This is a genomic window from Pirellulales bacterium, assembly GCA_035656635.1.
In the GTDB taxonomy this organism is placed as follows: domain Bacteria; phylum Planctomycetota; class Planctomycetia; order Pirellulales; family JADZDJ01; genus DATJYL01.
Genome location: DASRSD010000161.1, coordinates 18,187 through 33,333 on the forward strand (window position 1 = coordinate 18,187; position 15,147 = coordinate 33,333).

General features: G+C 53.2%; 13 protein-coding genes. 8 read left to right on the forward strand and 5 right to left on the reverse strand.

The window, feature by feature from the left end; all coding sequences use genetic code 11:
* Positions 1-548: 548 nt before the first annotated feature.
* Both rsmH and VFE46_16665 read left to right on the forward strand, forming a co-directional pair.
* Positions 549-1,427 (forward strand): 16S rRNA (cytosine(1402)-N(4))-methyltransferase RsmH, encoded by an 879-nt coding sequence (rsmH, locus tag VFE46_16660; GenBank protein ID HZZ29631.1) that lies wholly within the window; start codon positions 549-551, stop codon positions 1,425-1,427.
* 63 nt (positions 1,428-1,490) lie between these two features.
* Positions 1,491-2,927, forward strand: coding sequence for a LysM peptidoglycan-binding domain-containing protein (locus VFE46_16665; protein ID HZZ29632.1), 1,437 nt, complete (start codon positions 1,491-1,493; stop codon positions 2,925-2,927).
* Positions 2,928-2,931: 4 nt separating this feature from the next.
* Here the strand turns inward: VFE46_16665 and VFE46_16670 are convergent, their stop codons facing one another.
* From VFE46_16670 to VFE46_16680, 3 genes are all read right to left on the reverse strand, one after another.
* On the reverse strand, positions 2,932-3,780 hold the full coding sequence (locus VFE46_16670; GenBank protein ID HZZ29633.1) for an alpha/beta hydrolase: 849 nt from the start codon (positions 3,778-3,780) through the stop codon (positions 2,932-2,934).
* Between the two features lie 34 nt (positions 3,781-3,814).
* Complete coding sequence (locus tag VFE46_16675) at positions 3,815-4,678, reverse strand: DUF1571 domain-containing protein (protein HZZ29634.1); 864 nt, start codon at positions 4,676-4,678, stop codon at positions 3,815-3,817.
* Positions 4,679-4,857: 179 nt separating this feature from the next.
* The gene (locus VFE46_16680; protein HZZ29635.1) at positions 4,858-5,790 is read right to left on the reverse strand and encodes a DUF1571 domain-containing protein; all 933 of its coding nucleotides are present in this window, start codon (positions 5,788-5,790) and stop codon (positions 4,858-4,860) included.
* Positions 5,791-6,316: 526 nt separating this feature from the next.
* Between VFE46_16680 and VFE46_16685 the strand changes: the two genes are divergently transcribed.
* On the forward strand, positions 6,317-6,973 hold the full coding sequence (locus tag VFE46_16685; protein HZZ29636.1) for an MBL fold metallo-hydrolase: 657 nt from the start codon (positions 6,317-6,319) through the stop codon (positions 6,971-6,973).
* Between the two features lie 44 nt (positions 6,974-7,017).
* Here the strand turns inward: VFE46_16685 and VFE46_16690 are convergent, their stop codons facing one another.
* The gene (locus VFE46_16690; GenBank protein HZZ29637.1) at positions 7,018-8,829 is read right to left on the reverse strand and encodes an ATP-binding protein; all 1,812 of its coding nucleotides are present in this window, start codon (positions 8,827-8,829) and stop codon (positions 7,018-7,020) included.
* Positions 8,810-9,193, reverse strand: coding sequence for a response regulator (locus VFE46_16695; GenBank protein HZZ29638.1), 384 nt, complete (start codon positions 9,191-9,193; stop codon positions 8,810-8,812). Before VFE46_16695 ends, VFE46_16690 begins: the two co-directional genes overlap by 20 nt.
* Positions 9,194-9,362: 169 nt before the next feature.
* Between VFE46_16695 and VFE46_16700 the strand changes: the two genes are divergently transcribed.
* From VFE46_16700 to VFE46_16720, 5 genes are all read left to right on the forward strand, one after another.
* On the forward strand, positions 9,363-10,766 hold the full coding sequence (locus VFE46_16700; GenBank protein HZZ29639.1) for a M20/M25/M40 family metallo-hydrolase: 1,404 nt from the start codon (positions 9,363-9,365) through the stop codon (positions 10,764-10,766).
* 280 nt (positions 10,767-11,046) lie between these two features.
* Entirely contained in the window at positions 11,047-12,144 is a 1,098-nt protein-coding gene (locus VFE46_16705; protein ID HZZ29640.1) for a PEP-CTERM sorting domain-containing protein, read from the forward strand.
* 151 nt (positions 12,145-12,295) lie between these two features.
* Positions 12,296-13,396: a dockerin type I domain-containing protein gene (locus VFE46_16710; protein HZZ29641.1), complete on the forward strand. Its 1,101-nt coding sequence runs from the start codon at positions 12,296-12,298 to the stop codon at positions 13,394-13,396.
* Between the two features lie 190 nt (positions 13,397-13,586).
* Entirely contained in the window at positions 13,587-14,522 is a 936-nt protein-coding gene (locus VFE46_16715; protein ID HZZ29642.1) for a DUF1559 domain-containing protein, read from the forward strand.
* Between the two features lie 239 nt (positions 14,523-14,761).
* Positions 14,762-15,147 (forward strand): OmpH family outer membrane protein (locus VFE46_16720; protein HZZ29643.1); only part of this gene is annotated, 386 nt, incomplete at its 3' end.

Sequence of the window (15,147 nt, forward strand, 5' to 3'; positions counted from 1 at the left end):
ATTTTCCCACAACAAGCCAACTTGACGTGTGGTAAAAACCCGGGCACCATCAGGCCACAGTAACCGCAAGCTGTAACAAGCGAGCTTTGGCCACAGGCTTGTTTGATGCCGCTTCAGTTTTCCATCCGGAAGGAATCCGCGATGGCTTGCAGCAGCGACTCCGATGTATCGCCGCTGACTGCCAGCGTCCAACCTGCGGGGGTGCAGGGAAGTTACCCGGGTTGGAGCGTTTTTGAAAACCACGGGGTTGAAATTAGCAAGCGGAATCACTCAGCCGCTAGCGGATTTGGGCTGTTTCTGCGTTGCAAAAAACTCCGCTTGCTTGAAGTGGCGAGAATCGGTACATAGCCCACCCGTGTGTCTGACTCGGCATCACGGGACAGGCATGCGCGCCACGTTCGTGGCTTTTTGAGTCCGACAGGTTTGGAACTTCTGTTGAAAATGGAATTCGTTGCTGCGATGCGCGTATCTATGCGCTAGCAGGCGGTGGGCGCTACAATACGACGGTTGCCCGCATAAAAATCTCATTTTCCTCAGCTTTACCACACATGTCGGCGTCGTGTCATGTTCCTGTTTTGCTGGCAGAAGTTCTGTCGGGCCTAAATCCACAGCCCGGCGGCATTTTTGTCGATGGAACGGCCGGTGGCGGCGGACACACGAGAGCTTTGGCGGAACGAGTGGGACCGACCGGCCGGGTATACGCCATCGATCGTGATCCGGCAGCGGTGAGTGCGGCGGAAAAAAATCTGGCGGATTTACCGGTCCGACGAATTCAAGCAAATTATGCCGATTTACCGGAGGTGCTGGCAGAACAAAACGAGTCGAAAGTGGACGGCATTTTGCTCGACTTGGGATTATCCAGCGATCAGTTAGCCGATCCCCTGCGAGGCTTTAGTTTTGAAGCCGATGGCCCGTTGGACTTGCGATTTAATCCGTTGGCGGGCGAACCAGCGGCCCGGTTAATCAATCGCTTGAGCGCGGAACATTTGGCCAATTTAATTTTTCAATTTGGAGAGGAACGCTTTAGCCGTCGCATTGCCAAAGCCATTGTCGATGCACGACATCACGAACCAATTCAAACAGCCCGCCAATTAGCGGAAATTGTGAGGCGGGCTGTGCCGGCGGCGGCCCGGCAACAGCGAATTGATCCGGCCACACGAACATTTCAAGCCCTGCGGATTGCCGTGAACGATGAACTTAAATCACTGGAAATTGCACTGCGGAGGTTGCCCGATTGTTTGAAACCCGGTAGCCGGTTGGCGATCATCAGCTTTCACTCGCTGGAAGATCGGCGCGTGAAAGAAGCCTTTCGAGATGATGCACGACTCCAGGCAATTTCACGCAAACCGGTAACCGCACACGAAGCGGAGATTGCCCGTAACCCCCGCAGCCGCAGCGCTAAGTTGAGGATTGCGGAACGGGTGTAAATGGGATCGCAGATTGTTCGGACGGTAGACGGTTGAGACGAAAGCCTCAAGGAGGAGGCCAGCATGGCACGGGAAGCCAAATTGGGGTTAATGTTTATCGGCATTTTGCTGACGGTGTTCTGCGCGCTGTTGATCAAGCGCTTGACGAAACATCCTAGTCTACCATCCATGAATCTTAGTGCGTCGGCAACGAAACCGACTGATGCGGCGCCGCGTTCTTACGCTCCACCCCAGCCTGCTCCGCCCACTTTGGTCACGCCGCAAGATGACAATACTCGGCCGCCTGAGTATGCGATGAATGGTCGTGACGATCTAAAGCAAAATGCCGCGCTCGGATGGACAAATTCGACCGCGCAACCGACGAAGACCGATTTATCTCGTGAAGCGACACCCGTTGCTTCCCCGCCCCCATCACTATTGTCCGAGCCATTACCCGTGACCGAAGCAGATAATCGCTACTCGTCACGCAACCCGGAACAAACCAACGAATTACACACCAAGGCACCGCTTCCCTACCATTCCGGCTATAGCGCGGCCAACGACGATTCTCGTTCCACTCCGTCCACGATTGACAGGGCGCCGCCTTCGACGGCGCCAGTTGATCCTTTCGCAAAAGTTAACGCCAACGAAACCTCACCGCGAGCAGATACCGGTCGTGAAACAGAACAATCTTTGGTAAATAATTTGCGATCGAACTCTGGCAGCATGCCCCCTCCAAGCACTATGCCGCCAGCGGTTCCAACGATTCCACCATCAGGAATCACCTCAACTGCCGGCGATCGTTATTCGGTGCCGCCAGCTCCGCGTATCGCCATTCATACCTCGCCAGTTTCTTCCGATTTCGCCCCGCGCCCGGCACCGACCAACGAATACTTGCCCCGCAATAACACCACAGTAGATTTGTCACGGTCAACAATGACCAACGATTTTGCGGCGCGCACGCCAATGTCCGAAGTAGTGCCCACTTCTTCCGTTCCATCAAATATTCAGCGCAACGGCGACCAATATACGGTACAACCCAACGACAGCTTTTGGATCATTAGCGAAAGGGCGTACGGGGTGGGCGGTTACTTCAAAGCGCTATTTGAGTTAAATCGCAAACGGACCAAGGATTCTGAAGATCTGAAAGTTGGCGAAGTGCTAACTGTGCCCGACGAGGCGATGCTTCGCCGCATGTATCCCGATTTGTGCCCCAAACCGCGCAAGCAAACAGCCAGCCTGCAACAACGAATGGTCTCAGCCAATAGCCGCCTGCAAGGAGGAGGCCGTGTGTACACCATAGTCGAGGGTGATACGCTGTTCGAAATTGCACGGCACGAACTAGGTAAACCCTCGCGCTGGGGCGAGATCTACGAGCTGAACCGGGATGCTTTAGGCGACGATTTCGATTACCTGCGCCCCGGCATGCAGCTAATTCTGCCCGATCGACCCGGCGGCAGGCCCGCTGATTTGCACGGCAACACGGCCACTCGCCAGCCTGATGCATTCTATCCGCGGTAGTTTTTTAATTATTTTTGGGCTCGCGCGATGCAGATGGCAGGGCATCCAGGAATTTATCAAGCACTTGGAAAAATTGCGGCGTGCGCGGGTCGTTATGGTCGCCGCCATGAATAACGACAAATTGCTTTGGTTCATTGGCTGCTGCGAACAATTTGCGGCCTAATGCAATAGGCACAATTGTGTCGGCATCGCCATGCACTTGCAACAGCGGCCCATGATATTTGCCAATTGCAGCGGCAGAATCAAGCTGCGTTCGCATCAACTGCTTCACCGGCAAGTATGGATAATGCACGGCAGCAACGGCCGGCAAATTGTTGAAGCTGCTTTCTATCACTAAGCCTCGGGCCGGTGATTCCGCTGCTAATTGCACTGAAACGGCGCCCCCTAGCGATTCTCCCATCAGCACAATCTCGCTCTCGGGAATTAATTCGCGCTGGGCAAGCCACTTTCGGGCTGCACGGCCGTCGGCCAAAATCCCCGCTTCGTTTGGGGAGCCAGAGCTGCGTCCATAGCCACGATAGTCGTACGCCAGCACGGCCAGACCCATGTGATGCAGTTCCCTCAGCAAATCTGCGCGATGGCTGATATTTCCAGCATTTCCGTGAGAAAACAATGCCACGCCCCGCGGATGCTCACACGGCACAAACCAGCCGTGCAGCCGAGTGCCATCTGTGGCCTGAAACCAAGCATCTTCAAATTTTAACCCCGACGGGTTCCAATCACCGTCCGGGTACTTTGACGCAACAAACAGCAGTGTGTTTTCTAGAATCATCATTGCGACAATCACCACCAAATACACAATCAGCAACAAGCCTGCCACCAGCCAAATTCGTCGCTTAAATAAATTCGACATCCGGCACCTGCCACGTGAAACGATGTCTCGCCATTCATTTTAAGCCGAAATGGTAATCCGGATTGTGGGGATCAAAATCGGCATCGGTGAGGCCGGGATTTAGTTTCAGATTGACGTACGTGTACCGTTCCAAAAGCAGCGGCGGATCACCCTCATGTGCCGGCCAGTCGTAGGCTTCGTAGTGCAGCGGCACCGTCAATTCTTTGTCGATGAAAATTCGAGCAATATGAAAAATGAACCCGGGACGCCGGATGGGATGCATGACGGTAACCAGAATGCAGGACCGATCGCCGACTTTCGCCCGGTCGTTGCGCCACACATAGCATTCGGCATATTTGCGATCGTGCTCGCCAACTTCGATAAGCCGTTTAGTCAAATTCGCGATTCCCAATTCTGTGATGGGATATCGCTGCCCCAGCATAGCAATGGCGCTTTTAGGATCCAGCCACACCGAGCCGGCCAGCGTCCTTAACCCACTCCCGGCGTGCCCGACCAACTGGTTGTCGTGGACTCCTTCCACGTACATGGCTTCCTGCCCTTTCAGACTCTCGGGAGCCAAAAAATCCATGTAGATGCTGAATGGCTGGCTACGAATTTTTACGTTGCAGATTTCCTGGGGCTTGAGCTGGCCGGCGAAGCGGCTTTGCATAATGACTGTGGCTGTATAATCATGCACGTTGTGGTCGATGTTTTCGAGAACCTGCTTCGCTAAATCCAGAGCGGCATCGAGCGGATGCGAGTGCCCTGCCTCTGCTGAAGCCTGCAGGCCACTTGAGTTCCCGCCAATAGCGGGCAATTTATCCGACCAACCTAAATCGCGTCGCAGGCATAGAAAGCCAAAAACAGCAATGGCCGCGACAACGGCGGCGCAAATAATTCCTCCGATTAGCCATTTCATAAGCAGCATCCCCAGTTCTAGGATGCTTCGATTGTTTGACGATCAACGTTCTTTGGCAAGTCCGGCGATGCAAATTCAATCCCAAAAACACAGCGACCCCGCGCCCGAGCAGGCAGCTCGGGAGCAGGGTCGGGATTGAACAAACGGTTGAAGTGAGGGGATTACCCCGCGGAAGACAGTCACTTCACATTGAAGCTGTACTTTGCGTTGTGGACATCAAAATCGGCATCCGTGAGGCCTTCGTTGACTTTCAAATTCATGTAGGTGTACTCTTCCAGCAACACCGGAGGACCGCCGGCTTGCGTGGGCCAATCGTAGGCTTCGTAACGGATGGGCACTTGCAATTCATCGTCGAGATAAATCCGTGCCATGTGGAACAGGAAATTTGCCCGCGGCACGGGATGCGTTACTTGAATCATCGTGCAGACTCGGCCGTTGACTTTGGAGCCCTGAAAAAACTGAACGTCGCATTCGCCGAATTGCTTGTCATGATCACCGACTTCAATGAGCCGCTTGGTTAAATTAGAAATGCCGATTTCGGTAATTGGATAACGCTGACCTCGCATCGCCATCGCACTGGTGGGGTCTAACGATACCGTGCCAAATCTGTATCGAAACGTACCGGGCGGCGCGTGGGCAAACATTTTGCCGTTGTTCTGCCCTTCGACGTACATACACTCTTGCCCTTTAACATCTTCCGGGCCAATGAAACCGAGATAAACACTAAATGGCTGCTGCCGAACTTTGATGAGTGCATATTCCGGATCGCCGAGCTTACCATCGATGCGTTCGTGCTTCACAATCGTGGCGGAGTAATCATGCAGATTGGCCTTCATATTCTCTTGGACTTTCCAGGCCATTTTCAACGCGGGCTCCAACGGATGTTGTTGTGTAGAGGCCGGTTGTTGGGCGCTCGCCGAGGCTGGTTGCATAAGTCCTTGCGGCATGACAGTATTCGTTTCGGCAACCCGCAATTGAGCCTGAGCAATTGACGCTTGAAAATAAACGGCCAGGACAAGCACCGAACAGAACAAGCCGCTCATCAAAAACTTGGGTGCGATCGTCGCGCAATAGGCCGCGCGTTGAACAGACTGGGCACGCAGAATTGGCATAACATTCACTCCCTTGAAATCGCCGTTGCGCGAAATAGCTTCCTAAGCCGTTGGGTTGCCGTTGTGTTGGAGGCGGGTCACTAACTTTTTTATCTTTTCATCGTCCAGTGATAACAGCGAGCAAGTTCTATACCGCCTTGCAACCACCTAGGTCGAGGGCGCTTTTCACCGGTTATTGATATTGGCGCAACCCCTTAAACCGATGGAGGCTTAGGAAGGTTATGCAAACCTGGTCAAACCGAATACGCCGCCGTACACATGCTTTTCATCGCCACGATTACTGGCAAGAATTACATCCGCTTCAAAATCACGGTCCAGTTTGCCCAGGCCGATTTGTAGCCCTTGTTGGAAATTGCCCCTATTTCAAATGGCTGTCAAAGTACAATACGGAGTAGGGGCACCGCCCAGAAAACCGTACAGACCACGGCAAATAATATCGATGCCGCAACGGCGAGTGCAAAATCCACCGATTATTTTGCACGCCACCTACCGCTGCAGACTGGTTATCCGTTAAACTCCTTCGCAAATGCCCGCCATTGAGCCCCGCATCTTGACCGTTGTTTCCCGAAAGTTCGGGCAAAATACCTACATTGCTTGGCTGGACAGCCGAAAAGATTGCCTGGTGATCGACCCCGGCTTAGAACCCAAGAGGATTATTGAGGCAATTGAGCAGTACGAGCTTACGCCAGGGGCCATGCTTATTACCCACGGCCACAGCGACCACATTGGTGGCAATGCGGCGATGAAACGCCGTTGGCCGGATTGCCCTATCGTTATCGGAACTCACGAGGCGGACAAACTGACCAATCCGAAGGCGAATTTATCGGAAAAGTACGGCAAACCGATAATTAGTCCCGCGGCAGATCGCTTGGTAAATGAAGGCGATGTAATCGAGTACGCCGGCTTTGATCTGGAAGTATGTGAAATTCCCGGGCATTCTTCAGGCCACGTCGTTTACATTTGGACTTCTAATGATCCGCGAATTGTTTTTGGCGGCGACGTATTGTTTGCCGGCGCCATTGGCCGGACCGATTTTCCCGACGGCGATTACGACCAGTTGGCCTTGGGAATTCGGGAAAAACTATTTACTCTGCCCGATAACACTTTAGTTCTTTCTGGTCACGGTCCTGTGACCACCATCGGCAAAGAAAAGCGGACTAACCCGTTTGTGAAGCCGCTATGAAGCGGCAGAGAAATTTCCGCCATTTGTTTTACGCGTAGTCGCTGCTAGGCATTTGCCGAATTGCCGACATGTGTTTGCTTCACCTCTCCGCTTGCGCCCTCGGCGCTTAATATAGCCGGAAATTCCAGTGTGAACCGGCTGCCGCGGCCTTCTTCGCTATCAACGACAATCCGGCCGCCGTGTTCTTTAATAATTTTCTGACTTACCGGCAGCCCCAGCCCGGTGCCGCGAGCACCTTTGTCGGACACAAAAACTTGGAAGATCTTGGGTAATTGCTCAGCTAGAATGCCCACGCCGTTGTCGGCAACGATTACTTGCACGAGGCATTGGTCCGGCAGATAGTGTGTCGAAACATCAACCCGGCCGTTTGATTGATCATCGCAAGCGTCCAGGGCATTGGTGACGACATTCAGCACCGCCCGATGGATGGCGTCGTGATCGAATTGAATTTGCGGCATTTGAATATCTGGCTTCCAGTCCAGCGCAACATGGAACTCAGCGGCGCGCGATTGCATAAGCTCCATGACGTCGGCCACAACGTCATTTAGCTGGGATAATTCAAATTCCGGCTCGCGTTCTTTGCTGAACGTAAGCATGTCCATCACCATCGTCGAAATTTTGTTTTGGTTTTTCTCAACGATGTGCCAGCCTTTGCGGACGACATCTTCATCGTGATCGCCTAAACCCATTTCGATTAAGTAACTACCGCCGCGAATCCCCTGCAAAATGTTTTTAATATGATGCGACAGCATTGCGATGGTTTGCCCAATCGCCGCTAGTCGTTCCGCTTGCACCATCGCGGAATAATACATGGTATCTTCCACCGCCAGCGCCGCTTGATGACCGATGGCAACCATTAGCTTCAAATGCTCTTCCCGAAAGCGGCGGGGAGCATTGGCAATCACTTTGTGGGCCGGAGTTAGCGTGTCGATATAAATGACGCCTACGACGTCATACCGTCCCTGCATGGGCACGCAAATAGCTTCACGAACGCCTTGCTGCAAAATACTGGCTGCGGTATCCCAACGTTGATCTTCGCGCGCATCGCTGGTGAGGACACCTTCTTTATTCTGCAGAACGTAGTCGAGAATCGTTTGGCTGATATTCATTTGCTCGTCCGCCTCGGTGCGCTGCCGATCACGCCGCACTTTGGGCACAAGCTGTTTGGTCTCGGGCTCAAGGAGCATGATACAGCCGCGGTCGGCCTCCACCCATTCGAAAATCAACTGCATGATACGACTGAGCAGTTGATCTATATTCAACGTGTGGCTCACGGCAAGCGCCGTATGATACATCACTTGCAAGTTGCTGCGGGCCCGCGCGAGCCAGGGGTTTTCGGCTGCATCGATCGATGGGGTCCACAGCACGCTGCCCTCCTGCTGTGGCAGCGATTGCACAATGCGTGAGCCGGCGCTGGATTGGGCAGAACTGACAATGTGCACACGTTGGCCAATGTTTTGTGGTCCGCTATCGCCCGGACCTGTAAACAGCATGACGGTGCAGCCAATTTGCACTTGATCGCCGCTGGCAAGTTCTTTTTGATCAACCCGTTGGTTGTTGACAAACGTACCGTTAGAGCTGCCCAAGTCGGCCAACAGAAATTTTTCCCCCTCGCAGCGAATTTCAGCGTGGCGGCGCGAGACCTCGGTATCGTGCAGCTGAACACGGTTGCCGGCCTCGCGACCGACAAATAGAGCGCCACCACCGGCGTCTAAATCGAAGCGAACGCCTTGATCAGGGCCCTGAATAATGAACAGCGAAGCCACAACTGCTTTTTGCCAATAGGAAAGAACCGCGATGAGGGCGCGAGCAATTAAATACGAAGCTCGTGCAAAATTATGCTGCTGCGCGGCCACACCGCTGCCGCAGCAGTAACTCTTCTATTCTAAGAATTAGCGGCTTGAAGTGATAGGGTTTGGCTACGAACTCGCTGCCAGACGTGCCCGAGATTGATGGCAAATTACCGAGAAGCAGCAGCGTGCTACCGTCATTTTCCGCAATCGAAGCGAATTCTTCCGCCGTCTCGCTGCCTGTCGGGCAGCAGTCCAGATCGAGCAGAACTAAATCGGGCTGGTGTAGCCGGGCCATCGCTAACCCAGCGGCAGCGTGCGTGGCTTCCAGCACCCGGAACCCACGTCGCTCCAGAGCAGTGCGCAACACCTCGCGCGATTCGTCGAAGCCATCGACAACCAGCACGGTAGAATGGGGGATCAACGACATGTTCCCTACACTTTCTTAATTTGGCTGGATCGCCAAGGGATGGGGAAGATAGCCACCTGGCTGCAAGATGTCAAATGCGAGTTGTTCAAATTGTAAAAATGTCAAAAATCAATCGCTGCGGTATACTAAAAGCGATGCAATGTTTCTCATCTGCTCATGGAGACTTCTGATGCTTGCGGAATTAAAGAAATTCGGCCGTCGTCATGTTTTGATCGTCCGGTCATTGCCGCTGGTGGCAATTGCCTGGGCGGGCATGGCGGCATTGTGGCAGGCGAATGCCGAAGAAACCACCGAGGCAGTGGCCAATGCACGGTTGGCTCGAACAGTAATTTATCTGTCGTCCGATGAGCTGGAAGGGCGCGGGCTGGGAAGCAAGGGACTCGATTTAGCGGCCGATTACATCGCCGGACAGTTCCACGAAATCGGTTTGAAAATAGACTTGTACGATGGGATGCCATTTCAAAAATTCAAGGCTCCCAGCACTTCGCCGCATGGAGTCAAACCGCCAACTGCCGGCGATAACAGCGACCGTAGCGGAAATTCAACCAATTCTGCAGGGAACAAATCTGACGCCAACGGCATACCGCAGCCAGCCGAAACGAAACGGATCGATGCCAAAAACGTCGTTGCTGTATTGGAAGGCGAGGGACCGCACTCCGACGAAACCATTGTTATTGGCGCGCATTACGATCACCTGGGCCGTGGCGAGCCTGGTTCGTTGGAGCCGGAATCGCACGAAATACATCACGGGGCCGACGATAATGCTTCCGGCGTCGCGGCCATGCTGGAAGTTGCCAGACAACTGGAAGCTCGGGAAAAGAAGCTGCCCCGCCGAATTGTGTTTATTGCCTTCACCGGCGAGGAGCGCGGACTGTACGGCAGCGCCCATTACGTGAAAGACCCATTGGTGCCACTGGAAAAAACCGTCGCCATGCTGAACCTGGACATGGTGGGCCGGCTGACCGATGACAAGCTGATTGTCTACGGCACTGGCACGGCAACTCAATGGGACGATTTACTGACTCGGCTGAACGAAAAGCACGGCTTCCAAATAACTCGCCACCCGGAAGGTTTTGGGCCGAGCGATCATTCGTCGTTTTATGCAAAGCAAATTCCTGTATTGTTCTTTTTTACCGGCACACACAAAGAATATCACCGACCCAGCGATACGTTCGACAAAATTAATGTCGATGGCATGCGCCGTGTGGCTGCGCTCGTAGCCGACGCCGCCGTGGCCGTTGCCGAAAATGATGCTCGGCCTGCATACAAGGAAGTGGGCGGGCAATCGCAATTCGCCAAAAGCGGCGACCGGCCATACTTCGGCAGCATTCCCGATTTCTCGCAGGACCAACCCGGTTATGCGTTGATGGGCGTTTCCAAAGGTGGCCCGGCCGAGGTGGTCGGAATTAAAGGCGGCGACATTATTCTGCGCTTGGGTGACTACATAATCGGCAATTTGGAAGATTTTGACACGGCATTGCGCAAGTTCAAGGCTGGTGACCACGTGACCGTGCTGATCAAGCGCAACGGCGAAGAGAAAAAGTTCGATGTCACCCTTGAGCCCCCGAGATAGTCATCGGCTAGCAGCGAGCTAATCGTTCTCTAACTGCGCACAAATAGTGCGAACTCTGTAATCGATTGCTTACTTTTTGATCGCAAGAAGTTCACAGCAGTTTAGTGGCCATCTCATCGCTTGCTAGCGCGCCGCTAATAAGCGCCCCCTATAACGCTGCTATCCCAAAGGAGCAGGAAGAGGCCGCTTGTAAGGAATCCTTCGCGCGAGCGATCGATTCTGAACATTGTTTCGATTGCAAAGCACATCGTCACAACTTGCTCACTTGAGGAGAACGCCAATGAAATGTTTGTGGAATCGTTTTTTCAGAGCTGTGGTCATCGTTGGATTTCTGATCTTTGCAGAACATGAAGTGCGGGCCACGCCGTTTACGCAGGGCGATTTAGCGATTTACCAGGCGGATGCCTCGGCCAATAATTCCACATTTTCGATTGTGGAAATTAACACAACCACGGCCAATCAAACTGCGGTGCAAACAATTTCCATCAACGGCACCACAACTCCGAACGAGTTGCGCACCAGCGGCACCGCTTCGAGCAATGGTTTATTGGCACTCAGTGCCGACCGCTCGCTTCTAGCGTTCACGGGCCACAACAGCACCACGACGAGCGCCAATGCGAATACGCTTAATCCTCGTGGTGTAGGAACCCTAGATGCCAATGGCAATTATAACCTGGCGACCACATACACCGGCACGAGCGGAAATCAAACACGTGGTGCCACAACGTTGGACAACTCCAATTGGTTCATCTCAGATCAAGGCGGCATTTATACCAACGGCAGTATTGGAGCCAGCCCAAGCGGCAACACTCGTGGGATCAAGGCATTCGGTGGAACGGTTTATGCGTTGCAGCAGTCAGCTACGGCAGCCGTGATTGCATCCGTTTCTGCTACGTCAGGCGGGACGTTGACTGCGGTGTCCGGCTTGCCGGCTAACAACAATGCGACCGACTTCTACATGCTGTCGTCGGCGAACAACGGCACCTATGACGAGCTGTATGTAGCCAGCGGAACCGGCAATGGCACTGGAATTTCAAAGTTCTCGCTGGTGAGTGGAACTTGGACGGCGAATGGTACGGCCGCAGTAACGGGGGGGGTATATGGCATTGCCGCCGCGCTAGATCCGCTGGGCGGCGAAGATTTATATGTCACCACCGGCAACGGCGGCGCCAACAACAGCGTGCTAAAGTTCGTCGATTCCGCCGGCTTCAATTCGAGCATCACCGTGGGAACACCGACAACTTTATTCACGGCTCCTTCGGGCGCAATCGACAAAGGAATTGAATTCGTGCCGATACCCGTACCCGAACCTGCAGCACTGGTGCTGGCCTTAGTCGGGTTGGCAGCAATGGGGCCGCGTTTGCGAAGGCCTGCTTAGAAACGAGTCCTAACGACTTACCCCGAACATTTGCGTGGTTCTTTGGGCATGAATTTATGCCGCCAGGCGTCACTTGCATGTGCTGCTTACAAAAGACAAAGGACGGACAGTTATGAAAGCCCGTTTCCATTTTACAATTTCAGCCGTCGGTATGGCACTTGTCGTCTCTGGGCTGACAATCGCAACTAAACCGGCGACGGCCGACCCATTTGCCTATACCGGCGGCACGTACTCTAATAATTTCGACGGCCTGCCGACCGATGCCAACAATGCAACGCAAACGATCACCGGCGATGGTCCCGTTTATTTCGCAGGAACCGTGAACGGTGTTAGCAATTTGGACGGATGGCAATTGGCCAATCCGGGCGGTTCCAGCGGGAATATCGAGTTCAAATCCCAAAACGGAAGCCTTGCCAACAATGTGGGTCGAGGTGTAGTAAGCTACGGCATCAACGGTTCCACGAACCGCGCGATTGGAACAACCGCCACCAGCAATCAGATAAACACGTTTGGCATGCTGCTGGTGAATAACACGACGACTACATTCACTCAATTCACGCTGTCTTATACTGGTGAAGTCTGGAGCATTGGTGACGAGACCCCACCCGATGCACTTGTGTTTGCCTACGGTTTGCCGACTGATACCAACGACATCGATTCGCTTCTATTGTCCGCGGACAGCAACTTGGACTTTCACGGCAATAATACTTCGAATTACTCAACGATCAAGTCGACTGTGCCGACGGGGGGCAGCATTGCGGTTGACGGCACAAACGCCACCAATCAACAAAACGTTTCTGATACAGCGTCAGGGGTTTCGTGGGCGCCGGGTCAAGTTTTTGCTATTCGTTGGTTTGGCCAGAACAACAAAGGCCAGGACGACGGATTGGGAATCGACAATCTTTCCCTGTCGTTTGCCGTCACAACGTCGATTCTGCACGGCGACATGAATTTTGATGGGCACGTCGACTCCAGCGATATTGTTGCCTTAGAAAAAGCGTTAGCCGATCCAAGTGGATTTGTCGCCGACAATCCTGATCACGGATTGACTGTCAGCAACTTGGGCAACTACGCCGATGTCACAGGCAACGGAATCTTCAACAACGCGGACGTGCAATCGCTGATCAACTTACTTTTAGCCGGCAATGGAAGCATTACGTCGGTTCCGGAACCCAGTTCTGTATTGTTGGCTGGAATTGCTTGGATCAGCTTTGGGCTATTGCAATTGTCGAAGCGTGCGAATTTGAGCTAATGGCGAACGCCGGACGGCATTCTAACAGTAATGTAACCAAAGCCTGACAGTACAACCGTTGACACGTATTGAACCATTATCAAGACGTATGAATCCTCGCGCGTTCAATTCTCAAGTTGTTCACCGGTGCATTTCGTTGAAAGTCGCTGACTTTTTTGATGCGATATAAATGCTTCGAAGAAGGACCTTCATGGCAACCACTCGAAAGTCCGGATTCACTTTAGTTGAGTTGCTGGTAGTGATTGCGATTATTGGAATTCTAATCGCTCTTCTCCTACCCGCGGTTCAGTCCGCCCGCGAAGCAGCCCGCCGTACGGAATGCCTCAACAATTTGCGCCAAATGGGATTGGCGCTCATGAACTACGAAAGCGCAAAGAAGAGCTTTCCATATAGCCGTTGGGGAGACAAGGTCGCGATTTATCTTAATCCGTTTAAAACTTCGAATCAGCAGTCTTGGACGTCCGTCATTTTGCCGTTTATAGAAGAAAGGGGAATCTCCGCGCAGTACGACCAGACGCAAGCTTGGTGCAGCCAAGCAAACCGTCCTGCAATTAGCATGACTATCAAAATGTTCCTTTGCCCATCGACTCCAGCCGAAAATCGCGTCGACACAACCTACGCTAAAGGTGCCATTGCCGGTGATTACGGATCGATGAACGGTGTCAAATCCGGTTTTTGGAATCACTTCCCGCAACTAGGAAAGGCAACATGGGCCGAAAGCCGCCCGCCGGCGGTGGGCGTGCTCAACAAGTATCAGGACGGGAATGGTGTGAACATTTCCGCCTGCAAAATCAAAGACATTACGGACGGCACTTCAAAAACGATGATGGTCGCAGAAGATGCCGGACGGCCTGAACTGTATCAAAACGGATTGGATGCCAACACCGTCGTCGGCAACGGCATTGGCTGGGCGGATCCCGATAATGGCTTTAGCCTGTCCAATTCGTCGGGCGTGGTCATGAACGCCACAAACGACAGTGAAGTCTACAGTTTTCATATCGGGGGCGCACAGTTTTGTTTTGCCGATGGAAGCGGCCACTTTATTCAAGAAACGATCGATCCATTGATCTATATGGCGATTGTGACTCGCGCGGGCGGCGAGAACATCCCCGGCAACGCTTTCTAAGTAGTCGACATTCATCTCTCAGAGCTCTTTCGACTCTATTGCTCCCCAGCGCGTCCTTTTAGGCCGTTTTTTTGCCTCAGATTGACCTTGCGGCACTTTGGGCTGATCGACACAATACCGCCCGCTTTTAGCTTGCCGGAGCCCATGCTGGCATGCATAAGGCTGGCCAGCCTGTGCGGCTTCCAACTCGACCGGCGCCGGTCAAGGATGACTCGCCCAACCATGCAAGGAGTGCAGACGTGAAATCGACTTTCTCGTTATTTGCTTTCGCAGCCGTTCTGGCAATTCTCGCCGGAAATGCATCAACTCTGTTCGCTCAAGCGCCCCAATACGGCAATCAATTGCCGGGAATGCAAACAGGCGTAGGTCAAGCTCAGCCCGGTATGCCACAAAACCAAGGTGCGCTTGCTGCCAGCACAGGTGGCCTGGGAATTGACGGCATCGCTGTGGTTGATGTGGCATATATCTTCAAAAAGCACGCCCGCTTTCTGCAACAAATGGAACTGATGAAGCAGAAAGTCGAAGCGGCTGAAGCGGAATTAAAGCGCGATCAAGATGAGCTGAAGCGAATGTCCGAACAATTGAAAACATTCCAAGCTGGCTCGCCCGACTACAAAAAATTAGA

Bases quoted from the DNA above. Each gene is read 5' to 3' on its own strand.
- rsmH (HZZ29631.1), top strand. From the start codon at position 549: ATGTCGGCGTCGTGTCATGTTCCTGTTTTGCTGGCAGAAGTTCTGTCG.
- VFE46_16665 (HZZ29632.1), top strand. From the start codon at position 1,491: ATGGCACGGGAAGCCAAATTGGGGTTAATGTTTATCGGCATTTTGCTG.
- VFE46_16670 (HZZ29633.1), bottom strand. From the start codon at position 3,780: ATGTCGAATTTATTTAAGCGACGAATTTGGCTGGTGGCAGGCTTGTTG.
- VFE46_16675 (HZZ29634.1), bottom strand. From the start codon at position 4,678: ATGAAATGGCTAATCGGAGGAATTATTTGCGCCGCCGTTGTCGCGGCC.
- VFE46_16680 (HZZ29635.1), bottom strand. From the start codon at position 5,790: ATGCCAATTCTGCGTGCCCAGTCTGTTCAACGCGCGGCCTATTGCGCG.
- VFE46_16685 (HZZ29636.1), top strand. From the start codon at position 6,317: ATGCCCGCCATTGAGCCCCGCATCTTGACCGTTGTTTCCCGAAAGTTC.
- VFE46_16695 (HZZ29638.1), bottom strand. From the start codon at position 9,193: ATGTCGTTGATCCCCCATTCTACCGTGCTGGTTGTCGATGGCTTCGAC.
- VFE46_16700 (HZZ29639.1), top strand. From the start codon at position 9,363: ATGCTTGCGGAATTAAAGAAATTCGGCCGTCGTCATGTTTTGATCGTC.
- VFE46_16705 (HZZ29640.1), top strand. From the start codon at position 11,047: ATGAAATGTTTGTGGAATCGTTTTTTCAGAGCTGTGGTCATCGTTGGA.
- VFE46_16710 (HZZ29641.1), top strand. From the start codon at position 12,296: ATGGCACTTGTCGTCTCTGGGCTGACAATCGCAACTAAACCGGCGACG.
- VFE46_16715 (HZZ29642.1), top strand. From the start codon at position 13,587: ATGGCAACCACTCGAAAGTCCGGATTCACTTTAGTTGAGTTGCTGGTA.